We start from the raw sequence: 25,994 nt of genomic DNA, 5'->3' as shown, positions 1-25,994 counted from the left end.
CAGTGTTGGACTGCGCCTCTGGAGAGGCATATCTTGTCCATATCCGCAGCCCACTATATGCCATGAGTATGATCCAGAATATCGAAGTGATGCTGGCCAATGTGCCCACCATCCGCCCACACAAGCTCTCGGTAGCCACCATGAGCACTCAGACCCTGGTCCTGGTGCGCGTGCGCTGCGCCGACGGCATTGAAGGCTGGGGCGAAGCCACCACCATCGGCGGCCTGAATTACGGCGAAGAGAGCCCCGAGAGCATCAAGACCAATATCGACACCTACATCGCTCCGCTGATCGTCGGCATGGAAGCGAGCGAAGTCGCGAAAGCGATGGCGAAAGTGCGCCAGGTCATCCAGGGCAACCGCTTCGCCAAATGCGCGATCGAGACGGCCCTGCTGGATGCGCAGGCACGCCGCCTCGGCGTGCCGCTGAGCGAACTGCTGGGCGGCCGCGTGCGCGATGAACTGCCGGTGGCATGGACCCTCGCCAGCGGCGACACCAGCAAGGACATCGCCGAAGCCGAAAAAATGCTCGACATGCGCCGCCACCGCATCTTCAAACTGAAGATCGGCGCCCGCCGCGTGGAAGACGACGTGGCCCACGTCATCGCCATCAAGAAGGCCGTAGGCGAGCGCGCCAGCGTGCGCGTGGACGTGAACCAGGCCTGGAATGAACAGGATGCGATGCGCGCCATCGCCGCACTGCAGGACGGCGGCGTCGACCTGATCGAGCAGCCCGTGCGCGCCGAGAACAAAGCCGCCATGGCCCGCTTGGCCGCCACCTTCGCGGTACCGATCATGGCCGACGAAGCCCTGCATGGCCCGCTGGATGCCTACGCCATGGCGACCGCCTCCGCTGCCGACGTCTTCGCCGTGAAGATTACCCAGTCCGGCGGCCTGCTGCCCGCCGCGCAGGTCGCCGCCGTCGCCCAGCTGGCGGGCGTTGGCCTGTACGGCGGCACGATGCTGGAAGGCGGTGTTGGCACTGCGGCATCCGCCCAGCTGTTCGCCACCTTCAACAGCCTGGCGTATGGCACCGAGTTGTTCGGCCCCCTGCTGCTGACGCAAGAAGTGCTGCGGGAGCCATTGGTCTACAAGGATTTCATGCTGCAGGTGCCGCGCAAGCCCGGCCTGGGCGTTGAGCTGGATATCGAAAAGATCCAGTACCTGCAAGCGCAATAAAGGAGAACCACGATGCTGTTCCATGTACGAATGAACGTGAACCTGCCGCCGGATATGCCGGAACAGCAGGCCACGCAACTCAAGCTGCGCGAGAAGGAACTGGCGCAAGAACTGCAACGCAGCGGCAAATGGCGCCACCTGTGGCGCATCGCCGGCCAGTACGCCAACTTCAGCGTGTTCGACGTGGAGAGCGTCGACGAGCTGCACAACACGCTGATGTCGCTGCCGCTGTTTCCCTACATGGCCATCGAAGTCGCCCCGCTGTGCCGCCACCCATCATCCATTCGCGACGACGATCGCTAACACCACACTAACAAGGAGACTTTGTCATGACTCATACTGAAATTGATGCACTGGTCAAAAGCTGGATCGTCGATACCGCAACCCGCCCTGTCAATCCGCGCGTACAGCAAATCGCGGTGCGCCTTCTGGGTGACCTGTACAAGGCGATTGAAGACCTGGACATCCAGCCGAGCGAAGTGTGGAAAGGCCTGGAATACCTGACCTTCACCGGCTCGCGCAATGAATTCGGCCTGCTGGCGCCGGGCATTGGCCTGGAGCGCTTCCTCGATATGCGCGCCGACGAAGCCGAAGCGAAAGCCGGCCTGACGGGCGGCACGCCGCGCGCCATCGAAGGCCCGCTGTACGTGGCTGGCGCACCGGAATCGGTCGGCTACGCGCGCCTGGACGACGGCACCGAGAGCGAACAGGCCGAAGTCCTGTTCATGCAGGGCATCGTGTACGGCAAGGACGGCAAGCCGGTACCGAATGCCAGGGTCGAAGTGTGGCACGCCAACCTGATGGGCAATTATTCCTTCTTCGATAAGTCGCAATCCGCTTTCAATCTGCGCCGCTCCATCATCACCGACGAGCAAGGCCGCTACCGCTTCCGCAGCATCATGCCGATGGGTTACGCCTGTCCACCGGACGGCGCCACGCAGCTGTTGCTGGACCAGCTGGGCCGCCACGGCAACCGCCCCGCCCACATCCACTTCTTCGTTACCGCCAATGGCTACCGCAAGCTGACCACCCAGATCAATATTGACGGCGACGAATACCTGTGGGACGACTTTGCCTTCGCCAGCCGTGAAGGACTGGTGCCGGAGGTGAAGCGCACCGGCGGCGCCGAACCGCACGCCACGATCGACTTCGATTTCCATCTGCTGCCGGAAGCGGTCACCGCACCGTCCGCAGAAGTACAGCGCGTGCGCGCCGCAGCGTAAGGAGCAAGGCCATGCAAACCCTGGATGATTTCCTCGTCGAAGACAAGGCCAAGGGCGACTATCGCCTGAACCGCAGCGCCTTCACCGACCCCGAACTGTTCGAGTTGGAGATGAAGCACATCTTCGAAGGCAACTGGATCTACCTGGCACACGAAAGTCAGATCCCGAACACCAACGATTACTACACGACCCATATGGGCCGCCAGCCGATCTTCATCGCTCGCAACCGCCAGGGTGAGCTGAACGCCTTCATCAACGCCTGCAGCCACCGCGGTGCACAGCTGTGCCGCCACAAGCGCGGCAACAAGGCCACCTATACCTGCCCCTTCCACGGCTGGACCTTCAACAACAACGGCAAGCTGCTGAAAGTGAAAGACCCGGAGGAAGCGGGCTATCCGGAGTGCTTCAACAAGGAAGGCTCGCACGATCTGAAGAAAGTGGCGCGTTTCGAGAACTACAAGGGCTTCCTGTTCGGCAGCCTGAATTCCGATGTGCCGCCGCTGACTGAATTCCTGGGCGAGGCGGGAAAGATCATCGACATGATCGTCAATCAGTCGCCGGATGGACTGGAAGTCTTGCGCGGCGCGTCCACCTACACCTTCAACGGCAACTGGAAGCTGCAGGCCGAGAATGGCGCGGACGGCTATCACGTCTCCGCCGTGCACTGGAACTACGCCGCCACCACCAACCACCGCAAGCAGGCCGAGGCCGGGGACAATGTCCGCGCCATGGATGCCGGCAAATGGGGCAAGCAGGGCGGCGGTTTCTACGCTTTCGAGAACGGCCATATGCTGCTGTGGAGCCGCTGGGCGAATCCGGAAGACCGTCCCAATTTCCCGCGCCGCGAGGAATTCGCCTCGCAGTTCGGCGGTCCGATGGCGGACTGGATGATTGAGCGCTCGCGCAATCTCTGCCTGTATCCGAACGTATACCTGATGGACCAGTTCGGCTCGCAAATCCGCGTGCTGCGTCCGATCTCGGTGGACAAGACTGAAACCACCATCTACTGCATTGCCCCGAAAGGCGAATCCGCCGAGGCGCGTGCGCGCCGTATCCGCCAGTATGAGGACTTCTTCAACGTCAGCGGCATGGCAACGCCGGACGACCTGGAAGAATTTCGCGCCTGCCAGGCTGGCTATGCCGGTTCAGCCATGAAGTGGAACGATATGTGCCGCGGCTCCGAACACTGGATCGACGGCGCCGATGAAGCGGCCAAAGAAATCGGCCTGAAACCGGTCATGAGTGGCGTGAAGACCGAGGACGAAGGCTTGTACACCGTGCAGCACCGCTACTGGCTGAAGGTGATCACGGATGCCAAGGAGTCCGGCAAATGAATATCGAAGACATCCGCGCCTTTCTGTACCGCGAGTCCCGCTTGCTGGACGATGAGCTGTGGGACGATTGGCTGGAATGCTACGCCCCCACCGCTCGCTTCTGGATGCCGTCCTGGGACGACGACGACCAGCTGATTACCGATCCGGAGCGCGAAATCTCGCTGATCTTCTATCCGAATCGCCAGGGTCTGGAAGACCGCGTGTTCCGCATCAAGACCGAACGTTCCAGCGCCACCATGCCGGATACCCGCACCAGCCACAACATCAGCAATGTGGAAGTGGTGAGCCGCGAAGGCGGCACCGTCACCGTGCGCTTCAACTGGCACACGCTGAGCCACCGCTACAAGACGGACTTCAGCTACTTCGGCATGTCGCGCTACATCATCGACCACAGCGGCGGCACGCCGCGCATTGTTGACAAGTATGTCGTCCTGAAAAACGACTACATCAACCAGGTCATCGACATTTATCACATCTGAGAGGCACGCCATGACGTACAACATCGCTCTTCAATTCGAAGACGGCGTGACCCGCTTCATCAGCTGCGAAGCAGGCGAGAAGCTGGCCGATGCCGCCTACCGCCAGAAGGTCAATATCCCGCTGGATTGCCGCGACGGCGCTTGCGGCACCTGCCGTGGCCACTGCGAGTCCGGCAACTATGACATGCCGGAGTCCAGCTATATCGAAGACGCGCTCACGCCGGAAGAGGCAGCGCAGCGCCAGGTGCTGGCCTGCCAGATGAAACCGACTTCGGATTGCGTGGTGAAGATTCCCGCCACTGCGGCTTCGTGCAAGACCGGCGTAACCCGCCATGCGGGCAGCGTCGCCGCCGTGCGCCAGCTGTCCGCCACCACCATCGGCTTCTCGATCGACCTTGAGGCGCCGGACGCGCTGACCTTCCTGTCCGGCCAGTATGTGAACGTTGAAATCCCCGGCACCGAACTGACGCGCTCCTATTCCTTCAGCTCCCAGCCCGGCGCACGCCAGGTTGAATTCGTGGTGCGCAATGTGCCGAACGGCCGCATGAGCAGCTACCTGTGCGGCGACGCGGCTCCCGGCCAGCCGATCGGATTCTCCGGCCCCTTTGGCTCCTTCTATCTGCGTCCCGTACAACGTCCCGTGCTGATGCTGGCTGGGGGCACCGGCATCGCACCTTTCCTCGCCATGCTGCAGGTGCTGGACGAACAGGGCTTCACACATCCCGTGCACATGGTGTTCGGCGTGACCAATGACGAAGATCTGGTGGCGCTGGAAGAGCTGGACCGCATCGCCGTCGCCAACCCGCAATTCAGCTACCGCACCTGCGTCGCCGCGCCCGCAAGCGCGCACGCGCGCAAGGGCTACGTCACGCAGCATGTCGACGACGAATGGCTGAACGGCGGCGATGTGGATGTCTATTTGTGCGGCCCAGTGCCGATGGTCGATGCGGTGCGCAAGTGGCTCGGCGAAATCGGCGTAACGCCTGCGAACTTCTATTTCGAGAAGTTCTCGGCCAGCAGCGGAGCGTGATGATGCTGAAACAACGATTCCATGGACAGAGCGTGATTGTCACCGGCGCCGCGCAAGGCATCGGCCGCGGCGTGGCACTGGCGATGGCGGCTGAAGGTGCGCGTCTGGTGCTGGCCGACCGCTCGGAGCTGGTGTACGAAGTTGCCGACGAGGTCCGGGCACTTGACGCACAAGTCGCCGTTGTCACCGCCGATCTCGAAACTTATGCCGGCGCGGCCGCCGTGGCCTCCGCCGCGCACGAAGGCTTCGGCGGCATCGACGTTCTGGTCAACAATGTTGGCGGCACAATCTGGGCCAAGCCCTACCAGGCTTACCAGCCGGAAGAGATCGAAGCCGAAATCCGCCGCTCGCTCTTCCCCACGCTGTGGTGCTGCCGCGCCGTACTGCCGGCAATGATTGAGCAGGGAGCTGGCTCCATCGTCAACATATCCTCCATCGCCACGCGCGGCATTTACCGCATTCCCTACTCCGCTGCAAAAGGCGGCGTGAACGCGTTGACGGCCGCACTGGCCTTTGAACACGCAGGCGACGGCATCCGCGTCAACGCCGTTGCTACCGGCGGCACGGAAGCGCCGCCGCGCAAAGTGCCACGCAATCCCAAGCCGCTCAGCGACCAGGAAAAAGTCTGGTATCAGGGCATTGTCGACCAGACCATCGCGTCCAGCCTGATGCACCGCTACGGCACGATCGACGAGCAAGTGGGCGCCATCCTGTTCCTCGCGTCGCCTGAAGCATCCTATATCACCGGCACGGTGTTGCCGGTCGGCGGAGGAGATCAGGGATGAAAACCGGCCTCACCCCAGCAGGCACCTGGTATCGCGTCGACGGCCAGTCCGACAAGCCTTGCCTGCTGTTCTCCAACTCCCTCGGCACCGACTTGCGCATGTGGGATTTGCAAACGGACGCTTTCGCCGAACGCTTTCAGGTCATCCGCTACGACACGCGCGGCCATGGCCGCTCCACCGCGCCACAGGGACCATACAGCCTGGCGCAACTGGGAGGCGATGTGATCGAGCTGCTGGACCATCTCGACGTGCAGCGCGTTCACTTCTGCGGCATCTCCATGGGCGGCGCCATCGGCCAGTGGCTGGGCGCGCATGCCGAAGACCGTATTGGCCGCCTGGCCATCGCCAACACCGCCGCGCGCATCGGCAGCGCCGATGGCTGGAAAACGCGCGCTGCCAATGTGCGGCTCTATGGCCTGGGTGGTATCGCATCCGGCGCACCGGAACGCTGGTTCACGCCTGCTTTCGCCGCACGCGAAGCCACCCTGGTCAGCGGCCTGGTAGACGCCATGGCCAGCGGCAGCGCAGAAGGCTACGCCGCCTGCTGCGATGCGCTGGCCGCCGCCGACCAGCGCGACGACGTGCGCCGCATCGCCCTGCCCACGCTGGTCATCGCAGGCGAAGCCGATCCTGTCACCACCGTGAATGACGCGCTCTTCCTGTACGAGCGCATTCCAGGCGCGCAGCTCTCGGTGCTGCCGGCATCGCACATCTCCAATATCGAAGCTGCATCCGCGTTCAATGACGCGCTGTCCAGCTTCCTGCAATAGAAAGCCAGACATGATCAACAAGACATTCGAATCGATGCGGCAAGCCGTCGCGGACATTCACGACGGCGCCACCGTCATGATCGGCGGCTTCGGCAACGCGGGCATGCCGTCCGCGTTGATCGACGCGCTGATTGACCAGGGCGCGCGCGAACTCACCATCGTCAACAACAACGCTGGCAATGGCGAAACCGGGCTAGCCGCGCTGCTGCGCGAACGCCGTGTGCGCAAGATCGTCTGCTCCTTCCCGCGCCAGGCTGACTCGCACCACTTCGACGCGCTCTACCGCGCGGGTGAAATCGAGCTGGAGCTGACACCGCAAGGCAATCTGGCCGAGCGTATCCGCGCCGCCGGCGCAGGCATCGGCGGCTTCTTCTCGCCGACCGGCTACGGCACGCCACTCGCGGAGGGCAAAGAGACACGCCTCATCAACGGCCGCCACTACGTGCTGGAATCGCCCATCCACGCCGACTTCGCGCTGATCAAGGCGCTGCGCGGCGACCGCTGGGGCAATCTGGTCTATCGCAAGACCGCCCGCAATTTCGGTCCCGTGATGGCGATGGCGGCCAAGGTCACGATCGCGCAGGTGAAGGACATCGTCGCACTGGGTGAACTCGATCCCGAAATTATCGTCACGCCCGGCATCTTCGTACAGCGCGTCGTCAAGGAGAGCAAACTGTGAACCGCTTCAGCCGCGAACAAATGGCCGCCCGCGTGGCGCAAGACATCCCGGAAGGCGCTTACGTCAACCTCGGCATCGGCCTGCCAACCAAAGTCGCCAACTACCTGCCCGCCAAGCGCGAGGTTTTCCTGCATAGCGAGAATGGCGTGCTGGGCATGGGTCCCGCACCCGCACCGGGCGAGGAAGACGATGACCTGATCAACGCGGGCAAGCAGCCCGTCACCCTGCTCACCGGCGGCGCCTACTTCCACCACGCCGATTCCTTCGCCATGATGCGCGGCGGCCATCTCGATATCTGCGTGCTGGGCGCGTTCCAGGTGTCTGCAACGGGCGACCTCGCGAACTGGCACACCGGTGCACCGGATGCGATCCCCGCTGTCGGCGGCGCCATGGACCTGGCGATCGGCGCCAAGCAGGTATTCGTGATGATGGAGCACCAGACCAAGGCCGGCGAAAGCAAGATCGTCCCGCACTGCACCTACCCGCTGACGGGCATCGGCTGCGTAAACCGCATCTATACCGATCTGGCTGTGCTGGACGTGGTACCCGGCGGCTTGCGCGTGATCGACATGGCGCAAGGCCTGAGCCGCGCGCAGTTGCAGGAAGTGACCAGCGTACCGCTGCTGTGGGAATAAGGAGAGAACATGAACGAAGCATTCATCTGCGACGCAGTCCGCACACCCATTGGCCGCTACGGCGGCGCACTGAAAGATGTGCGCGCCGACGATCTTGGCGCCATTCCGTTACGCGGCCTGCTGCGCCGTCATCCGAATCTGGACTGGGAAGCGGTGGACGATGTGATCTACGGCTGCGCCAATCAGGCCGGCGAAGATAATCGCAACGTGGCGCGCATGTCCTCGCTGCTGGCGGGCTTGCCGCAATCGGTGTCCGGCACGACCGTCAACCGCTTGTGCGGCTCCGGGATGGACGCTGTCGGCAGCGCAGCGCGCGCCATCGCCAGCGGCGAAGCCTCGCTCATGCTGGCAGGCGGCGTGGAATCCATGACCCGCGCGCCATTCGTGATGGGCAAGGCCGACAGCGCGTTCTCGCGCAACGCCAGTTTGCAGGACACGACCATGGGCTGGCGTTTCATCAATGCGCGGCTGAAAGAGCTGTATGGCGTCGACACCATGCCCGAAACAGCGGAAAACGTGGCCCAGGCTTACAACATCAGTCGCGAGGATCAGGACAAATTCGCGCTGGCCAGCCAGCGCAAAGCCGCAGCCGCCATCCAGCTCAATGTATTCGCACGCGAAATCGTACCTGTGCTGCTGCCAGCGAAGAAGGGCGACCCGGTCACCTTTGCGCGCGACGAGCATCCTCGCGAGACTACACTGGAAGTGCTGGCCGGACTGCGCGGCGTGGTGCGCGCCGGCGGCACCGTCACCGCCGGCAACGCATCCGGCATCAACGACGGTGCCTGCGCCTTGCTGCTGGCCAGCGGCGTGGCAGCAAGGCGCCATGGCCTGACGCCAATCGCGCGCATCGTTGGTGCGGCGACGGCAGGCGTGGAACCGCGTGTGATGGGTATCGGTCCCGTGCCTGCGGTGCGCAAGCTGATGGACAGGCTGAAGATGACCATCAGCCAGATGGACGTGCTGGAACTGAACGAAGCCTTCGCCGCGCAAGCCCTGGCGGTAGCGAGATCCTTCGGCCTGGACGACAGCGATCCGCGCATCAACCCAAACGGGGGCGCCATTGCGCTCGGCCACCCGCTCGGCATGAGCGGCGCACGGCTGCTGACGACAGCGGCTTACCAGCTGCGCGATACGGGCGGACGCTATGCACTGTGCACGATGTGCATCGGCGTGGGACAAGGTATTGCAGCCGTAATCGAGCGGGTGTGAGATGGAAATCCGCCATCTGCGCTATTTCCTGGCCGTGGCGGAAGAGAAAAACTTCACGCGGGCGGCGCAGCGGCTGTTCATCGCTCAGCCGCCCCTGAGCCGCCAGATCCAGCAGCTGGAGGAAGAACTTGGCGTTCCACTGTTCGAAAAGGGATCGCGCCCGCTACGGCTCACCGAAGCGGGCAAATTCTTTCAGGCGCACGCGCAGAGCATGCTGGAAAAGATGGCCGACATGAAAACCATGACCCAGCGCGTGGGCAAGGTCGGTGAGACGCTCTCGATCGGCTACGTCGCGTCCACGCTATACGGCTTGCTGCCGGAAATCGTGCGGCGCTTCCGCGAGCGCCACAAAGGCGTGCACATCACCTTCCACGAAATGACGACGATGGAACAGATGCGCGGCCTGAAGGATGGCAGCATCGACGTCGGCTTTGGCCGCGTGGTGCTGGAAGACCCGTTCATCCGCCGCATTCTGCTGCGCGAAGAACGGCTGATCGTCGCCCTGCCCATCGGCCATCCCTTGGCGGCGCCGGAAAGGCCGATCAGGTTGATCGAACTGCTACCCGAAAACCTGATCGTCTACCCGCAGTCGCCTCGCCCCAGCTTCGCCGATCAGGTGCTGGCGGCCTTCAGCGCGCGCTCGCTGCGTCCGGAGCACGTGATGGAAGTGCGCGAACTGCACATTGCCATCGGCATGGTGGCTGCAGGCCAGGGCGTCTCCATCGTACCGGACAGCCTGCAAGGCATGCGGCGCAGCGACGTGCTGTATCGGGAAATCGAAGACATGCACGCCGTTTCACCCATCCTCTTCAATATGCGCCTGATGGACCGCTCCGAAGAACTGCGCAACATTCTGCAAACGATTTACGACATCTACGACGCACGCGGCATCGCGCACGTGAAGGAGGAACTCTAGTTCTTCAGTTGGCCGGAGCGGCGCAGGCTGGTACGCGACAGCGCAGCCCAATCCTTATGGCCATCGCCGTGGGCGAGGCTCTCGATATGGGTATCGCGCAGCACACTGGCCAGCGGCAGCGGAACGTTGACCTGCTCCGCGGCTTCCAGCGCGAGCCGTACGTCCTTCAGGCCCAGGGACAGTTTAAATCCTGCCGGTTCGAATCGCTCCTGTGCGATCGCGCCACCGTAGCCCTGATAGACCGGCGCCGCAAAGACGGTCGACGTGGCCAATTCCAGGAAACCGGTCTTGTCCACGCCATGGCCCTGCACCAGCGCCGCCGCTTCACTCATCGTGCCAATAGCGCTGGCGATCATGAAGTTTACTGCCAGCTTGGCCGCATTGGCCTGCTCCGGGCGATCGCCAAAGGGCCAGGTTTTCTGGCCGAGCACATCGAACAGCGGCTGCACCTTGTCCAGTGCCGCAGCATCGCCAGCGGCCATGATATTCAGCTTTCCGGCTTCAGCCACATTCACCCGGCCCAGCACCGGCGCCGCGATATAGCCAATGCCATGCTGGCGATGCAGCTCGGCCAGTTCTACCGCCAGGTTCACCGACACAGTCGCCATATTCACGTGAATCGCGCCTGGTTTGAGTTTCAACAGCGCCTGCGACCCGACCACCGCGGCGCGCGTGGCGTCGTCGTCAGCCAGCATGGAAATCAGCACATCGGCATCTGCCGCTGCGTCGGCAGGACTCGCCGCGGCCGTGGCGCCAAGGGCCGCCAACCGCGCGCGCGGTTCAGGCGAGCGATTCCAGGCGTGGACAGAGTGACCGGCCTTCAACAAATTAGCGGCCATGGGAAAACCCATGGTGCCGAGACCAAGAAAAGCGATTTTCATATTCGATACCTTAAAGGTTGTGGATCACGACTACATCAGTATTAGACGGCGTAACAGCCCTTTCGTAGTATGGATTTACATCACAACAATTCCACAAAAGGAGACACCGATGTATTCCCATGCTACCGCTGTTGCGGATTCTCCGCACACGACGCTCAATGTGCAGGCTCTGATTGACGAGAGCCGCATGTCGCCGTTTCAGTACGCAGTCCTCTTCCTCTGCTTCACCGTGCTCGCGCTGGACGGTTTCGACACAGCCGCTATCGGCTATGTCGCACCCGCGCTGGTGGCCAAATGGGGCGTCGCCCGCTCCGCACTGGCGCCGGTTCTGAGCGCCGCCCTGTTCGGCCTCGCATTTGGCGCGATGGCCGCCGGCCCGGGCGCCGACCGCTTCGGCCGCAAACCGGTGATCCTGGTTTCCACGCTGGGATTCGCCATCTTCAGCGCGCTCACCGCCTACGCCGGCTCCATCCAGACCATGGCCGTGCTGCGCTTCCTTACCGGACTTGGCCTCGGCGCGGCAATGCCGAATGCGGTCACCCTGATGGCGGAACTGGCTCCCGCGCGGCGCCGCTCCTTCATCGTGAACTCGGTGTATGTCGGCTTTCCGCTCGGTGCGGCGCTGGGCGGCTTCGTTGCGGCGGGCATCATTCCCAAATACGGCTGGGAGAGCGTGTTCCTGCTGGGTGGCGCATTGCCCCTGCTCTTCCTGCCGGTGATGGCCAAACTGCTGCCGGAATCCGTCGCCTACATGGTGGTGCGCCAGTACCCCGCATCGGCGGTGGCGGCGGTCCTGGCACGGATCTGCGGCAAAGACCTCGGCCACGTCACGCGCTTCGTGGCCGGCGACGGCGGCAAAGCGCCCGCAGCGAAAGGCTCGCTGGCGCAAGTGCTGTCCGGCCGCTATCTGCTGCCATCGGTCACGCTGTGGACCACTTACTTCATGGGGCTGCTGATCTTCTATCTCCTGACCAGCTGGATGCCGCTGATGATGAAAGACGCCGGCTTCTCCATCGAAAAGGCAGCGTTGCTCTCTGCCCTGTTCCCGCTCGGCGGCGGTATCGGCACGCTGGCCGGCGGCTTGCTGATGGACCGCTTCAATCCATCCCGCGTGCTGGCCTTCACCTATCTCGCTGCCGCAGTGCTGCTGGTCGCAGTCGGGCAAAGTCTGAGTGGCGGGAACGTCGCAGCCTTCGCCGTGCTGGTTTTCGCCGCCGGCACCATGGTCACCGGCGCGCAAGCTTCACTGCCGGCGCTGGCGGCGCCGCTCTATCCGACCCAGGCCCGCGCCACCGGCATCGCCTGGATGCTTGGCGTAGGACGCTTCGGCGGCATTCTCGGCGCCATGATCGGTGGCGTACTGCTTGGCATGCAGCTTCCCTTCAGCGTGATTCTCGCCCTGCTGGCCGCACCCGCACTCATCGCCATGACCGCACTGGCCATCCTGGCCAAGCGCACCAGGAACTAATCAAGGAGACAAAATGAAGTACGCACTCTGCGGCGCAGCAGCGCTGCTGGGCGGTATCGCCACGTCCACGGCATCCGCGCAGAACGTTACCGTGTACGGCCTGTTCGACGCCGCCGTCGCTCACGTCACCAATGTCAACGCCGCCGGCGATTCGATCACCAAGATGCCGTCGCTGACCGGCTCCCTGCCCTCGCGCATCGGCTTCCGCGGCACGGAAGATCTGGGCGACGGCCTGCAAGCCGTGTTCACGCTGGAGAACGGCTTCGCACCGGACGCCGGCACCCTGGGCCAGGGCGGCCGTCTGTTCGGGCGGCAGGCCTCGATTGGCCTGAAAAGCAAATACGGCACGCTGACGCTGGGCCGCCAGATCAATATGACGTACCTCGCCACCCMAAAGTCGGACGTGCTGGGTCCAAACCTGTTCTCAATCAGCAGCATCGACCTATATCTGCCGAATGCGCGCAGCGACAATGCCATTGGCTACCTGGGCCAGTTCAACGGCTTTACCGCCGGCGCCACCTATAGTTTTGGCCGCGATGTATCAGCGGCTGGCGGACCTTCCGCCACCGGCTGTGCGGGTGAAGTGGCGGGCAATCCACGTGCCTGCCGCCAGGTCACGGCGCTGCTGGGCTATGAACAAAGCCGTTTTGGCGTGACCACCTCCTACGACATCCTGTACGGTGGTCCCGGTGCGGCGGGCGGCCTCACGAGCAGTACAAACAGCGACCGCCGTATCACGCTGAACGGCTGGGCAATGGCGGGGGAGGCGAAGATTGGTGGCGGCGTGGTGGCGCGCCGCACGGCAGCTGCAACCGCGTTGACGGAATCGAATCTCTACTACCTCGGCGTCAGCTACCCGATCATGCCGCAGCTCGTGCTGGATGCGCAGCTGGCTTACCGGAATGCGAAGCATAGCGACGACGATGTAAAGATGGCCGTTGCGCGGGTGATGTATTACCTGTCCAAGCGTACGGCCACTTACGTCGGCATCGGCCACCTGAAAAACGAAGGCGCCTCCGCGGTCGCACTGGATGCAGGCGGCACGGCAGGCGCAGGGAAGACGCAGAACGGCGTGATGGCCGGTCTGCGCCACCTCTTCTAGTAGCGGTCGCCGAAAGCGAAGATCGGTTTGCGGTTACACCACTGGCCGTTGGTGAAGTCAGGGAAGTCCAGCGTTGCGAAATTCTGGGCGACCGACTGTTCGGACAGCGGCGTGATCGCGCTCCACGTTACCGCATCGTAGATATCGATCGGCATTGGCGCCTGCGCCTTCAGCGCTTCAACGAAGGCATGAATGACGAAGAAGTCCATGCCGCCGTGACCGGCGCCGGCAGCCTGCTCGCCGTACTTGCGCCACAGTGGGTGCTCGTACTTGTCCTGCCAGGCCTGGAAATCGTCCCACTGGTGCGGCTTGGTCTGGCCCTCGACGTGGATGGAATGGTTCACGTCCATCCACAGGCCATTCGTACCCTGCACGCGGAAGCCCAGCGAGTATGGGCGCGGCAGCGATGTATCGTGCTGCAGCAGGATGGTTTCGCCGTTTTCCGTGGACAGCGTGGTGGTCACGATATCGCCCAGGCTGAACTTCACTTGCGCGTTCGGGTGATCCCGGCCGCCCTGTTTGACGACGTAATCGTGCAGGCCGCGCGCCTTGGTGGCGAAGCTGTTGATGCGCGTGAAGCGGTTGCCGCGGTTGATGTTGGTGTACATCGCGCAAGGCCCGATGCCATGGCTCGGATACAGTTCGCCATTGCGCTTCACCGAGTGCTCGGTGCGCCAGTGCGCTTCGGAGAAGCCTTTCGCACCGAATTCCACGCCGCCGCCATAAGGTTTGGCCGGGTCGCCGCTATTGAACTTCACCGCACGCAGATCATGCTGGTAACCGCCCTGCAGGTGCACCAGCTCACCGAACACGCCGGCGCGCACCATTTGCAGTACCGACATCACATCGCGGCGGAAGCACACATTTTCCAGCAGCATATAGGGTGTATTGGTCTTCAGCTGGGTGTTCAGCACATCCCAGTGATCCTGCAGCGTGATGCCCGCCACGACTTCACAGCCAACCGGCACTTTGGCCTGCATGGCGGCGATCGCCATTGGGGCATGCCACTCCCACGGCGTGGCAATGATCACACCGTCCAATGCCTTCGAATCCAGCATGCGCTTATAGGCTTGCGGATCACGGTCGTCACCAAAAGTACGCGGACGCGGCTTACCTGCTTTCTCAGCCTGCGCCAGCGCACGGCCCAGCATGACCGGATCGATATCGCACAGCGCCACCACTTCCACGTCGTCGCGGCGCAGCAGCTCTTTCAGCAGCACCTGGCCGCGCATGCCGGTGCCGATCATGCCGATGCGCAGGCGCTCGCGGCCCGCCGCGGCAAAGGCGCGCGGCAGCATCAGGCCGCCCGCCAGCGCGGCGCCGGCGGTGAGGAAGTTTCGTCGATTGAATTGCTTGTCCATCTTTATGCCTCGAATTGAATTTGCATTGTAGCGGGATCACCAGAACTTGTAGCTCGCTGCGAATGCATACGAACGGCCGAACAGATTCTGGCTGTGGTTATAGCCTTCCCAGCCATTCGGATCGAAGTAAGGCATCTTGTTGGTCACGTTCTTGATGGTCAGGCCCAGGTCCAGGTTCTTGATCGGCTTCCAGGTGAAACCCAGATTGACCGTGGTGTAGGAAGGCGTGCCGTCGCAGGCATTCTTCGGCATATCGACGCCTGCCGCCATGCAGTTTTCCGGCGTGTTGTCGGTGTCGTAAGGACCATAAGCCCATTTGGTGCCGCCCGTGTAATTCACGAATACGCTGGTGATGAAGTTGCGATAGCTCCAGTCGGCGTTGACGGTTGCACGCACGCGCGGCGAATCGTAGTAGCCCACGTAGTTGCCGGAGAAGCCGCTGCCGTCCTCATAGTTGTACACCTCGCGGCGGCGGATCGTCGCGGAAGCGCCGGTGCCAAGCTTGCCCCATTCGCCCAGCGAGAACTTGGCGCGTGCGTCGATGTCCACGCCATCGATCAGAGTACGGCCACGGTTCGAGTAGGAGTTGATCAGGCCAGCCAGATTACCAACCGAATATTTCGGCACGCCGCTGGCACAGGCAGCCGCATTGGCGGGATTGGCGCACATTGCAGCGACGGCCGCCATATTGCCGCGGTCCGCATCGGTGAGCGCCATGCGCGTCGCGTTGCCCGCGCCAGCCAGCGTTGGGCCGTATTGGTCAACCAGCTGGGTGAACAGCTGGTTGAAGTCCTGGCGCACGATTTCGTCGCGGCGGTAGACGAACCAGTAGTCCAGCGAGATGCTGACATCCTTGGCCGGCTGCAGCACGATGCCGGCGGTGGAGATCTTGGCCTTTTCAGGCTTCAGATCCGGGTTCGGTGGCGTCAGGCCGCCGACGGTGGTCGAGCAGTTGGAATTCAGCAGGGTTTTGCCCAGATCGACATCGGTCGGCGAGACGGATTTCATGAGCGTCTTGGCGATGGCATTGGTTTCGTCGCAGCGCACGGTGTCGCGGATGCCGCCAACCTGCGCGAACACACCGCCGCTGCCCGATTCCGCCAGATTCGGTGCGCGGAAGCCTTCCGAGTAGGTACCGCGCAGCATCAGGTCCGGATGCGCGCGCCATTGCACACCGATCTTCGGCGCCAGATTGGCGGCAAAGTGCGGATATTTGTCGACGCGTGCCGCTGCATTCAGTTCCAGCTTGTCGGTCACCGGCACCACCACCTCGCCGAACAGTGCGGAGATGGTGCGCTGGCCGTCAAACCAGGAGCCACCCTGCTGCGTGATCAGGCCATTCGCCGCGTCCGTGTTACCCGGCGTGTAGAAACTTTCGCGCATCAGGTTCGCGCCCACGGCGGCACGCACTTCGCGGTCCCCGATCTTGGCGATGGTGCCTTCCAGCTTGCCGTCCCAGGTAATCAGCTTGGTCCAGGACTGGATGTCGAAGGTTGGGTAGGCTGCGCGCAGCAAGGCCGCATTGGACTCGCTGATCTCGCCAAAATGGTAGGCCGGGTTATCGGAGATATACGTGCGGCCGGTAACCGGATCTTTGGTGAACGGACCAAAGGCCTTCTGGAAGCCGTCGATATTGACGTTGATAGTCTGGTACAGCACCGAATGGCTGCCCGCTACGCCAACCGCAGTCTCATAGTCCCAGCCATTGAACAGCGAGCCGCGCAAACCGGCCAGCACGCGGTAGTTGTTGTCGGTGTTGGTCTGCCCGAAGTGATCGTTCGCGTCCTGCAGCAGATAGTTCAGACCTGCCGCGCCGCCCATCTTGGCGGCCATATCCGGATCGAGCTTGCCCTTCAGGTAGACGTTGTTCGGACCGAGATAAGGATAGACGAAGGTATTCAGCTGCGTCCCGGTGTTGCGCGCGAACCAGTTGGAGGTGCTGCCGCTGTTGAAGCTGCGCGGGCCGTTATCGCCATGTAAATTGATGTGGGTGAAGGCGACTTCGGCGAAAGCTTCCGTGTCGTCGTTGATCTTCAGGCGGCCGGCAAGGTAGCCGGTGGCGCGCTTGGACGACGGGCCGGTATCCAGTGCGTACGGCAGATTGTTCCAGATGCAGCGTGTGCCTGCCGCCTCAGTCACACTGGTCGGGCAGCCTGGCACCGCGCGCTGGGTGCGGGCATTGTTGTTGGCTTTATCGAAAACGAAGAAAGTACCCGGATTCAGCACGCCGGGCTCGCTGCCGGTGCCGTTGCGGAAGTCGCGGATGAAGGTCGGGTTGGCGGTGTAGAAGTAGTCCGGACGCTTCAGATAAGTGTCTTCCAGTGCGATGCGGTCACGCTTGTACAGATTCAGCGAGCCGTAGATGTTGTAGCCGTCGCTGGCCAGGTCGCCTTTACCGTACAGGATGCTGGCCTGATGCTCGCCGTAGGACTTCACATTGGACGAGGAGTCGTTGTTGACGCGCGCTTCCAGGCCCTGGTAGTTCTTCTTGGTGATCACGTTGATCACCCCCGCTACGGCATCGGAGCCGTAGATCGCCGAGGCGCCGTCGGTCAGAATTTCCATGCGCTCGATCGCCGCGGCCGGGATCGCGTCGATGTTGACGAACATGGTCTGGAAGCCAGCCGGTGCGCCGTAGAAGGACAGGCGGCGGCCATTCAGCAGCACCAGCGTGCCTTGTGCGCCAAGGCCGCGCAGGTTGGCCTGCGATGCGCCATCGGAGCCGGTGAACATGGAGCGGAAGTCCTGCTGCGCCGGACGTGCGGCGGGGATGTTGTCCAGCACCTGAAGCAGGGTGCGGGCGCCCATGTTTTCAATTTCCTTGGCATCGATCACCTGCACCGGCGATGCGGTTTCGGCGTTGATGCGTTTCAGGCTCGATCCGGTCACTTCAACGCGGACCAGCTTCTCGCCTTTCTCGGCGTTTTCGGCCTTGTCGTCGACCGGGTCGGCAGCCAGTGCGCCGGAAGCCAGGCCTGCTGCGGCCAATGCGGCCATCAATTTCTTCAGTTCCAAGTGCGTCTCCTCTTTTTTTAGGTTGAGAGCGCCCCTCCCCTTCGAAGAGGGGTGCTTGAAGTGGATGCTTAGATTGCGGTTAGCGCAGTCGGGCTGTGGCGCCCTCCGTGCCTGTCAGTACGGCGTTGGCCCAGTTGCCGCAAACCTGGGCGGGATGAGCGCCGCGCGCGCCCAGCGTGCGCAGACTGAGTTGACTCAGGCCGCGGACATCGATTTCCGGCTTGACCACCGCCGGCGCGGTAATGAAGCCGCTGTCGTAGAGCAGGCGGTCGCCGCTCCAGACCTGGAATTGCAGACCGCCGTTGGCGCGGCAGCTGTCGTCCACACCAAGGTCGGCACGCAGCAGGTGCCAGCCGCCTTGCAGTTGCAGGTCGATGCGGCTCATTGCGCCGACGCCCAGGCCTTTACGGAAGCGCAATCCGTTCATGCGCATTTCGTTCGCCTTGCCGGCAGGCTTGTCGCGGCCGATGGTTTTAGGCAGCGTCAGGTCGGACAGGTATTGCTGCTGTTCGGCGCCCTCAGGTACGCGATGTTCGAGGATACGGAACTCGGACAGCGTGATTGGGGCGACTTCGTTCGGCACGGAGGCGTTATAGGCTTGCGCGGTGCTGCCTTGTGCTGCGGTGACCATTGGATCGGTCGCCGATGCCGCTTCGCCTTCCGGATTCTGTGTGCTCAGCACGCGGAAACGCAGCAGGCGTCCCGCGGTAGCTGCAAAGCTGATGGTCTGCGCGCCTTCCTGCAGTTTCAGGCGTCCTTTCTGAATTGGCGCGCCCCAGTCGCCATTGCTGTCGCCGATATAGATTTCGTAGTCGCGGATCTGGCCGTGCTTCCAGTGCTGATCGTTACGCGGCGCCAGTTCGATACCGTCGATCAGGCGGCGCTCGGTGAAGCCGATAGTCCACTCATGCGCGCCGCTGCGCACGGCCTGGCTGCGCAAGGTGCGGAACCAGGTGGCCGGGTTGCCATCGAAAGCGTTCTCCAGCGGCTGACCGGGTTCCTCCGCAGGACGATTAACCACGACCATTGCGTCCGCAGGCAGCGCCCGCCCCATCGCCGGCGCTGCGGGGAATTCGTCGTCAGCACGGAACAGCACACCAGCTACGGTGGCTGCCGACGCGGCCTCCCCGGACGCGGATGGCTGCGCGGCGCCCGCCACCGGCGCCGCTCCGCCAGCAGGTGCGGTCGCGCCAGCAGCAACCGCGATCACGAGCGGCTGGCGGATATCCTGCGCCGCAGTCTTGGCGTGCAGCGTTCCCTTGCGCTCGGCCGCGTCGAAGAACCAGCCCTCGGCCGCCGCATCAAATTCTGCACGCGATGCACGCTGCGCCAGCGCCTTGCCCGCTGCCTGCACGCCAGCGGGACGTTGCGCCAGCAGCATACGCACCGCATAGCTACGCCGTGCCTCCTGCCCCGCATACTCGCCCACTACAGGCGCAACCTCAACGCGCACGCCTTCCGCGGCAGCATGCATGCGAATCTCCTGCGTGCTGAAAGCGCCCTTCTGATACTGGCGCGTATTGCCATCATCTTCGTACAATGAATACGACGAATCACCTTCAGGATAAAGGTCGAGCGTCAGCTGGTCCTTCGGCTTCTGCCCGTCATACAGCATCTCCGGATACATCGGCAGAATCGCGCCCGAGCGCACAAACACCGGCAACTTATCCAGCGTCACCTGCAAATCGATATCGCGGCCGGATGCACCTGCAGTCGCCTGCCGTCCATCCCAATAATCGAACCAGCGTCCCTGCGGCAGATGGATGCCCTTGCGCCAGCCCTGCGACACCGCCTGGCTGCGATACACCGGCGCCACCAGCAGTTCATGCCCCAGCAGGAACTGATACTTGTACGACTCCGACCACGCCGCAGGATCATTCGGGTGATCCCACATCATTCCGCGCACCAGCGGCGCGCCCGTCTGCTCGGCCTCGCGCGACAAGCCATACATATACGGCGTGAGGCGCATCTTCAGTTTCAGGTAGCGGCGATTGATGCTGCGGTAAGGCTCATCAAACCACCAGGGATGCTTGCGCTCAGCAGCCGACCAGCCGGACATGCCCATCAACACCGGCGTGAACGACTTCCACTGCAAATCGCGCGTGTACGTTTCCGGGCTGCCGCCGAAGATGGCGTCCACATCGCCCGTCGCATAAGCCTGTCCGGACAGGCCCGATCCGATCAGCGTTGGAATATGCCAGCGGATATAGTCCCAACTCGCACTCTGGTCGCCTGTCCAGGCCACCGCGTAACGCTGCGTACCCGCCCAGCCCATCACGGTCCAGATGAAGGGACGGCTGTCCGAATTATTCAGAATGCCGTCGTAAGCCGACTTATTCGCATCCAGCGAAAACTGATAGCCCTTGCCTGTCCACGCCACATCCAGTTTCTGCACGCGCGTGCCGGCCTTGCCGACTTCCCACGCAATCTTGTCGACACCGTTTTCCGTCCAAAGGCCGGTGCGGAAGCCGTACTTCGACAAGCCCTGCACCACTTCCGGCAGCGAGGAATAGCCGCAACCATAGCCGTCGTTCGGCAAGATCCAGCCGCCCGGCATATCGTTCTCGCGGTACTTGCGGGCCACGCTTTCGATCACATCGGGCGTCTTGCCGCTTGGGCCATCGGTCCAGCCCTTCGGCACCGTGCCCGGCTTCTTCACATTGTCGCCATCGTTATAGCAATCGGCATCGCCGTATTCGAAGGCCCAGCGCGGCAGCAGGCGCGCGCGGCCTGTCCATTCGGTATAACGGGCCAGCACATCGTGCATGTCCTTGCCGACGAAGTAGTATGCGTCGAAGCGGTTCTCCGCATGCTCCAGCGTGACCTGGGTGCTGTCGCGCAAATCGTAGCTGCCGTCCGACCAGGTATTGCGCAGCATGCCCCAGCCGCGGGAACTCATCAGAAAAGGCGCCGGGCTTGGACGATCGCCCTCTTCCCAGCCACCGGAATAGGACACGTCCAGTTGACGGCCCTTGAATTCGAAGCGTCCGTTCTGCTGGCCGCCACCATAGAAGTGTTCGGACTTGTCGCTGGAGAGCACCTGCACGCTCTGTTTCGCGCTCAGTTCCAGCGGCTGCACCTCGCGCCACAGCGGCTGCGTTTCGCCCGCGCGGTACAAAGTAAAGCGCAACGGTTTGCGATCGATGCGCAAGCTGAGCGCCGCAGTCTGGATCAGAATATGGTCAGGCTTCTCGCTCACGGTATGCTGCACATCAGGCGCCGCCTCGCCTACGACGATGGATGCCGCTTTGTCGCCCGCCCCGCTGAACTCTGCATTCGGCGCGGCCCAGATGCGCAGCACATCGGCGCGCGGCAGGCTGACCCGGATATGAGCGCCGGTATCGGTGACCAGCTCCCATTGCTGTGCGGCGTCCGCGCTGAGCGTGCGCAGGTTTCCGACAGGGGCGGCGTGGGCGGCAAAAGCAGCCATCAGCAGAGATGCAGCAAGACGGAGTTTCATAATATTTTCGAAAGAATTGCGGTTTTGGCACCCTAACTTTAGGAACAAAAACAAGTAGCGTCAACAAAAAGAAAGAAAAAAACTGAAAATTCAGGCATTTATCTTTCGTTTATTCAAATTGTTGCGGTGCAAACTTTCGAAATCGTAGCAAAAAGGCGACTTTTGACGTTGCGAGATGCGTAAATTCATACGATATGTACTTTCGTTTTACTTTCGTATTTGACTTTACGAAAATTTATCTCTAAGCTTTCTGAAACTTCTACTTTCTTTTCTTTTCGATGACTACCCTTCTCAACCGCGATTCCCAAGCCTGGCGCGACATCGGCGGACTCGATACCGCCGAAGAAATTGCGCAGCAGCCTGCCCTGTGGCGTGAACTGTCGCAGCGGCTGAACGGCGAACGTGCGGCGCTGGCAGCCTTCCTCGGCGATTGCCTGCGCAATCCCGCACAGCGCGTGATCCTCACCGGCGCAGGTAGCTCCGCTTATGTGGGCGAGATCGTGGCCGACGAATTGAATGCAGCCAGCGCCGCACAAGTACGCGCCGTGGCGACTACCAGCCTGCTCACTCATCCAGAGCTGTACCTGGAAGCGGATGCCCCGACGCTGCTGGTTTCTTTCGCGCGCAGCGGCAACAGCCCTGAAAGCCTGGCAGCGGTCGATCTGGTGCGCGCCACCGTACGTGACGCGCGCTTCCTGAACATCACCTGCAATGCGGAAGGCCAGCTGGCACGCCAGGGCGCGGCCGACAGCAAGGTGTTCAATCTGCTGATGCCCGCCGCGAGCTGCGACCGCGGCTTCGCCATGACGAGCAGCTTTACCTGCATGCTGCTGGCGGCCTTGAGCACGCTGAGCGGCGCGTCCGGCGAAGATCGACTGCTGCAACTGGCGGATCTGGGCGAACAGGCCTTGCAGCAGTGGGCAGCGCCCGTATCCGTGCTGGCCGCACAGCCGGTGCAGCGCGTGGTCTATCTCGGCAGCGGCCCGCTGGAGGCACTGGCGAAAGAAGCTGCGCTGAAGATTCTTGAACTGACCGGCGGCCGCGTGCTGGCAATGGCAAATACGGCGCTCGGTTTCCGCCATGGTCCGAAATCCGCACTGAACCGCGACTCGCTGGTGGTGCTGTTCCGTAGCAGTAAGGCGCTGGCACGCCAGTATGAAAAAGACCTGCTGCAGGAGCTGCAGCGCGAACAGATTGCTGGACGCTGCGTGACCGTAGGCCGCGATGCCGATATCGGCGTAGCGGCGCCTGCGTGGCCGGACGCCTGGCTGGCGCCACTGTGGCTGCTGATGGCGCAGCAATACGCGCTGCACCAGTCGGCCGCACTGCGTCTGCGCCCCGACAATCCATTTGCCGATGGCACGGTGAACCGTGTCGTGCAAGGCGTGACCATCTACCGCCATGACGAATTCTGAACAACGCGGCCTCCACGGCATCGATATTGGCGGGACCAAGATCGAGCTGGTGGCCTACAGCGGGAACTTCGATGAAGTCTTCCGCGAACGCATCGCCACGCCCTGCGAGGACTTCGACGCTTTCGTACAAGCCATCGTGGCGCTGGTGTCGCGCGGCGATGCGGCGCTGGGTTTGCGTGCGCCGGTCGGCATCGGCCTGCCGGGCGTGATCGACAGCGCCACCGGCCGCCAGATCAGTTCCAACGTGCCCGCATTGAACGGACGCCAGGTGGCGGAAACCCTGCAGCAAGCCTTGCAGCGTCCCGTCGCCATCGGTAACGACTGCCAATGCTTCGCGCTGTCCGAAGCCCAGGGTGGCGCGGCAGGAGAGCTGCCCACCATGTTCGGCGCCATCATCGGCACCGGCGCCGGTGGTGGTTATTGCGTCGCAGGCCTTCTGCAACGCGGCTTCAATGGCGTTGCGGGCGAATGGGGGCACTGGACGATTCCCGCGCCGCTGCTGGCCCAGCACGGCCTGCCGGTGCTCGACTGCCCTTGCGGCAAGCAGGGCTGCCTGGAGCGCTATGTGGCCGGTCCCGGCATGAGCAAGCTGCACGCGCATTTCGGCGGTGATGGCGCCGAGCCGGTGGCCATTGTGGCGCGCGCCAACGCCGGCGACGACATCGCTGCACGCACGCTGGCCGTTCATCTCGATCTGCTGGGCCACGCGATGGCGGGCCTGGTGCTGTCTTACGATCCGCACGCCATCGTGCTGGGCGGGGGGCTTTCGAACCTCGCCCACCTGTATGAACGCTTGCCCGCTGCCATCAAGCGGCATCTCTTCCGCGGCGTGCAAGTGCCACCCATCCTGCCGCCGCGCTTCGGCGACGCCGGAGGCGCACGCGGCGCCGCCCTGCTTGCCCGTCAACTGACCAAGGCCTGAAAATCCATGAACGAAGTCCTGTCACCTGTTCTGCAGGTTGTGAAAGCGCATCGCCGCGGCGAAGCCGTTGGCCTGTACAGCGTGTGCTGCAGCCATCCCATTGTGCTGCGCGCGGCCATGCGCGTGGCGGCTTGCTACGGCACGCTGCTCCTGGTGGAAGCCACCTCCAATCAGGTCGATCAGTTCGGCGGCTACACTAGCATGACGCCGCCGCAGTTCCGCGACTACGTGCAGCAACTGGCAAGGGAAGAAAAGTTTCCACAAGAGCGCCTGGTGCTGGGTGGCGACCACCTCGGCCCGAATGCCTGGCAGCGCCAGGACGCCGCCATCGCCATGGCGCATGCCGAAACCCTGATCGCCGCCTATGCAAGCGCAGGCTTCCACAAAATACACCTCGACTGCAGCATGCGCTGCGCGGACGATCCGCAGCGCCTGAGCGATGAAGTGGTGGCCGGGCGCTCCGCGCGCCTGTGCGCAGTCGCCGAAGCCGCCGCTGCCGGCGCCGGCTTGCCGCCGCCGGTGTATGTGATCGGCACCGAAGTGCCCGTGCCCGGTGGCGAAGCGGAACTGGCCGATGCAGGCGCGCCAACGTTGCCCGCCGCTGCCGCGCAGACACTGGATGTGCACCGCCAGGCCTTCGCCGCAGCCGGCCTGCACGATGCGTGGAAGCGCGTGATTGCCATGGTCGTGCAGCCGGGCGTGGACTTCGACGCCAGCCATATCCAGCACTACGATGCGGCGCAAGCGGTGGATCTCTCGGCCTTCGTGGCGAATCAGCCGGGCCTCGTGTTCGAAGCGCATTCGACGGACTACCAGCGCGAAACCGGCCTGCACGCCATGGTGCGCGATCACTTCGCCATCCTGAAGGTCGGCCCGGCAGCGACGTTCGCGCTGCGCGAAGGCTTGCTGGCCCTGTGCCAGATCGAAGACGAGCTGCTGCCGGAAGCGGAGCGCTCGCAGCTGATGCGCATTCTGGAGGATGTCATGCTGGCCAAGCCCCAGCACTGGCGCGCGCACTACGCCGGCACCAGCGAAGAGCAGCGCGTCATGCGCCGCTACGGCCTGAGCGACCGTTGCCGTTATTACTGGGGCGAGCCGGAAGTGGCCGCTGCGGTGGAACGCCTGTTCGCCAATCTGGATGCGCGAGAAATTCCGCTGCCGCTTCTGAGCCAGCATCTGCCGGAGCAATACCTCGACGTGCTGCAAGGCCAGTTGGGCGCCGACGCGCGTGAGCTACTGCAGCATAAGATCGGCCGCGTGCTGGCCCAGTATGCGCGGGCCTGCAACCGCAATACGGCTTCCCTGCCGGAGCCAGCCATCTGTTAAGCTCGACGTTTTCATCGCCGATCCAACCGTTACCATGCGAAATACCAGCCAACGCCGCGAATCCATCCTCGAACTGCTCGTCAACCAGGCGTCCGTCCAGGTCAACGATCTGGTCGAACAGTTTGGCGTGTCCGCGGTCACGATCCGCAGCGACTTGAGCGCGCTGGAGGCGCAGGGCCTGGCGACGCGCAGCCACGGTGGCGCGATCCTGAATCGCATTCCGCCGGCTGAGCACTCGATTCGCCAGAAGGATTCGATCAACCAGGAACAGAAGGAGCGCATCGGCGCCATGGCAGCGCGCCTGGTGCAGCCGGGCGATAACATCATCATCGATTCCGGCACCACCACCATTTCGCTGGCGCGCCACCTGCGCGGCGCCAACGAGGTGACGGTGATGACCAATGGCCTGAACATCGCGTGGGAGTTGGCCGATGCGCCGGGTGTGGACCTGATCCTGACGGGCGGTCTGCTGCGCAAGCAGTCGCTGTCGATCCAGGGCAGCCAGGCGGAAGCCAGTCTGCAAGCCTACAACTTCGACAAACTCTTCCTCGGCGTGGATGGTCTGGATCTGCAATTCGGCGTGACCACCCACCATGAAGCGGAAGCGAGCCTGAACCACAAGATGGTCGAGCGCGCGAAGAAAATTATCGTCCTCACCGACGCATCCAAATTCGGCCGCGTGAGCCTGCACCGCATCGTGCAGCTGGAACGCGTGCATACCATCATCACCGATGCCAGCATCAGCCCCGAGTACCGCGAGGGCATTCAGAAGCTGGGCATCGAATTACTCATAGCGGAATAGA

22 protein-coding genes are annotated in these 25,994 nt (G+C 63.0%); 18 read left to right on the top strand and 4 right to left on the bottom strand.

Annotated elements, in window-relative coordinates:
* Positions 1–68: 68 nt before the first annotated feature.
* Genes AB4Z19_RS12160 through AB4Z19_RS12105 form a run of 12 tightly spaced genes read left to right on the top strand, consistent with a single transcriptional unit; the run spans position 69 to position 10,241 of the window.
* Entirely contained in the window at positions 69–1,178 is a 1,110-nt protein-coding gene (locus AB4Z19_RS12160; protein ID WP_442022984.1) for a muconate/chloromuconate family cycloisomerase, read from the top strand.
* 12 nt (positions 1,179–1,190) lie between these two features.
* Positions 1,191–1,481: a muconolactone Delta-isomerase gene (catC, locus tag AB4Z19_RS12155; protein ID WP_442022969.1), complete on the top strand. Its 291-nt coding sequence runs from the start codon at positions 1,191–1,193 to the stop codon at positions 1,479–1,481.
* Between the two features lie 26 nt (positions 1,482–1,507).
* Complete coding sequence (gene catA, locus AB4Z19_RS12150; protein WP_442035331.1) at positions 1,508–2,401, top strand: catechol 1,2-dioxygenase; 894 nt, start codon at positions 1,508–1,510, stop codon at positions 2,399–2,401.
* A gap of 11 nt (positions 2,402–2,412) precedes the next feature.
* A complete protein-coding gene (benA, locus tag AB4Z19_RS12145) occupies positions 2,413–3,735 on the top strand; it encodes a benzoate 1,2-dioxygenase large subunit (RefSeq protein WP_442022971.1) in 1,323 nt (440 codons plus the stop codon).
* Positions 3,732–4,214 (top strand): benzoate 1,2-dioxygenase small subunit, encoded by a 483-nt coding sequence (gene benB, locus AB4Z19_RS12140; RefSeq protein WP_442022972.1) that lies wholly within the window; start codon positions 3,732–3,734, stop codon positions 4,212–4,214. The genes benA and benB overlap by 4 nt, the downstream gene beginning before the upstream one ends.
* Before the next feature lie 10 nt (positions 4,215–4,224).
* Complete coding sequence (gene benC / locus AB4Z19_RS12135; RefSeq protein ID WP_442022973.1) at positions 4,225–5,244, top strand: benzoate 1,2-dioxygenase electron transfer component BenC; 1,020 nt, start codon at positions 4,225–4,227, stop codon at positions 5,242–5,244.
* On the top strand, positions 5,244–6,029 hold the full coding sequence (locus AB4Z19_RS12130; protein WP_442022974.1) for a 1,6-dihydroxycyclohexa-2,4-diene-1-carboxylate dehydrogenase: 786 nt from the start codon (positions 5,244–5,246) through the stop codon (positions 6,027–6,029). The genes benC and AB4Z19_RS12130 overlap by 1 nt, the downstream gene beginning before the upstream one ends.
* Positions 6,026–6,799 (top strand): 3-oxoadipate enol-lactonase, encoded by a 774-nt coding sequence (gene pcaD / locus AB4Z19_RS12125; RefSeq protein WP_442022975.1) that lies wholly within the window; start codon positions 6,026–6,028, stop codon positions 6,797–6,799. The genes AB4Z19_RS12130 and pcaD overlap by 4 nt, the downstream gene beginning before the upstream one ends.
* Positions 6,800–6,809: 10 nt before the next feature.
* On the top strand, positions 6,810–7,478 hold the full coding sequence (locus AB4Z19_RS12120; RefSeq protein WP_442022976.1) for a 3-oxoacid CoA-transferase subunit A: 669 nt from the start codon (positions 6,810–6,812) through the stop codon (positions 7,476–7,478).
* Complete coding sequence (locus tag AB4Z19_RS12115) at positions 7,475–8,113, top strand: CoA transferase subunit B (protein ID WP_442022977.1); 639 nt, start codon at positions 7,475–7,477, stop codon at positions 8,111–8,113. Before AB4Z19_RS12120 ends, AB4Z19_RS12115 begins: the two co-directional genes overlap by 4 nt.
* Positions 8,114–8,122: 9 nt before the next feature.
* Complete coding sequence (pcaF, locus tag AB4Z19_RS12110) at positions 8,123–9,325, top strand: 3-oxoadipyl-CoA thiolase (protein ID WP_442022978.1); 1,203 nt, start codon at positions 8,123–8,125, stop codon at positions 9,323–9,325.
* 1 nt (position 9,326) lies between these two features.
* Positions 9,327–10,241 carry a LysR family transcriptional regulator gene (locus AB4Z19_RS12105; RefSeq protein WP_442022979.1) on the top strand — a complete coding sequence of 305 codons (915 nt, stop codon included), beginning with the start codon at positions 9,327–9,329 and terminating at the stop codon, positions 10,239–10,241.
* Here AB4Z19_RS12105 and AB4Z19_RS12100 read toward each other — a convergent pair.
* Entirely contained in the window at positions 10,238–11,122 is an 885-nt protein-coding gene (locus tag AB4Z19_RS12100; protein ID WP_442022980.1) for an NAD(P)-dependent oxidoreductase, read from the bottom strand. The genes AB4Z19_RS12105 and AB4Z19_RS12100 overlap by 4 nt on opposite strands.
* A 109-nt stretch (positions 11,123–11,231) precedes the next feature.
* Between AB4Z19_RS12100 and AB4Z19_RS12095 the strand changes: the two genes are divergently transcribed.
* Complete coding sequence (locus AB4Z19_RS12095; protein WP_442035330.1) at positions 11,232–12,590, top strand: MFS transporter; 1,359 nt, start codon at positions 11,232–11,234, stop codon at positions 12,588–12,590.
* A gap of 13 nt (positions 12,591–12,603) precedes the next feature.
* Positions 12,604–13,692 (top strand): porin, encoded by a 1,089-nt coding sequence (locus tag AB4Z19_RS12090; RefSeq protein WP_442035329.1) that lies wholly within the window; start codon positions 12,604–12,606, stop codon positions 13,690–13,692.
* Here the strand turns inward: AB4Z19_RS12090 and AB4Z19_RS12085 are convergent.
* From AB4Z19_RS12085 to AB4Z19_RS12075, 3 genes are all read right to left on the bottom strand, one after another.
* The gene (locus AB4Z19_RS12085; protein ID WP_442035328.1) at positions 13,689–15,053 is read right to left on the bottom strand and encodes a Gfo/Idh/MocA family protein; all 1,365 of its coding nucleotides are present in this window, start codon (positions 15,051–15,053) and stop codon (positions 13,689–13,691) included. The two genes, AB4Z19_RS12090 and AB4Z19_RS12085, sit on opposite strands and share 4 nt — an antisense overlap.
* Positions 15,054–15,089: 36 nt before the next feature.
* Positions 15,090–18,068: a TonB-dependent receptor domain-containing protein gene (locus AB4Z19_RS12080; RefSeq protein ID WP_442026910.1), complete on the bottom strand. Its 2,979-nt coding sequence runs from the start codon at positions 18,066–18,068 to the stop codon at positions 15,090–15,092.
* A gap of 79 nt (positions 18,069–18,147) precedes the next feature.
* Positions 18,148–21,528, bottom strand: coding sequence for a TIM-barrel domain-containing protein (locus AB4Z19_RS12075; RefSeq protein WP_442035327.1), 3,381 nt, complete (start codon positions 21,526–21,528; stop codon positions 18,148–18,150).
* Between the two features lie 278 nt (positions 21,529–21,806).
* Here AB4Z19_RS12075 and AB4Z19_RS12070 point away from each other — a divergent pair, with 278 nt between their 5' ends.
* From AB4Z19_RS12070 to AB4Z19_RS12055, 4 genes are read left to right on the top strand one after another with little or no spacing between them, the layout of a single operon-like run.
* On the top strand, positions 21,807–22,943 hold the full coding sequence (locus AB4Z19_RS12070) for an SIS domain-containing protein (protein ID WP_442035326.1): 1,137 nt from the start codon (positions 21,807–21,809) through the stop codon (positions 22,941–22,943).
* Positions 22,930–23,865 (top strand): ROK family protein, encoded by a 936-nt coding sequence (locus tag AB4Z19_RS12065; protein ID WP_442025500.1) that lies wholly within the window; start codon positions 22,930–22,932, stop codon positions 23,863–23,865. The genes AB4Z19_RS12070 and AB4Z19_RS12065 overlap by 14 nt, the downstream gene beginning before the upstream one ends.
* Positions 23,866–23,871: 6 nt before the next feature.
* Positions 23,872–25,191 (top strand): D-tagatose-bisphosphate aldolase, class II, non-catalytic subunit, encoded by a 1,320-nt coding sequence (locus tag AB4Z19_RS12060; RefSeq protein ID WP_442025499.1) that lies wholly within the window; start codon positions 23,872–23,874, stop codon positions 25,189–25,191.
* Positions 25,192–25,225: 34 nt separating this feature from the next.
* Positions 25,226–25,993 carry a DeoR family transcriptional regulator gene (locus tag AB4Z19_RS12055; RefSeq protein ID WP_442025498.1) on the top strand — a complete coding sequence of 256 codons (768 nt, stop codon included), beginning with the start codon at positions 25,226–25,228 and terminating at the stop codon, positions 25,991–25,993.
* Position 25,994: the final 1 nt, after the last annotated feature.

Source organism: Pseudoduganella sp. RAF19, from assembly GCF_052114165.1.
Lineage (GTDB): Bacteria > Pseudomonadota > Gammaproteobacteria > Burkholderiales > Burkholderiaceae_D > Rugamonas.
Note: the sequence above shows the minus strand (reverse complement) of the source record. Positions and strands in the feature narration are given on the sequence as shown.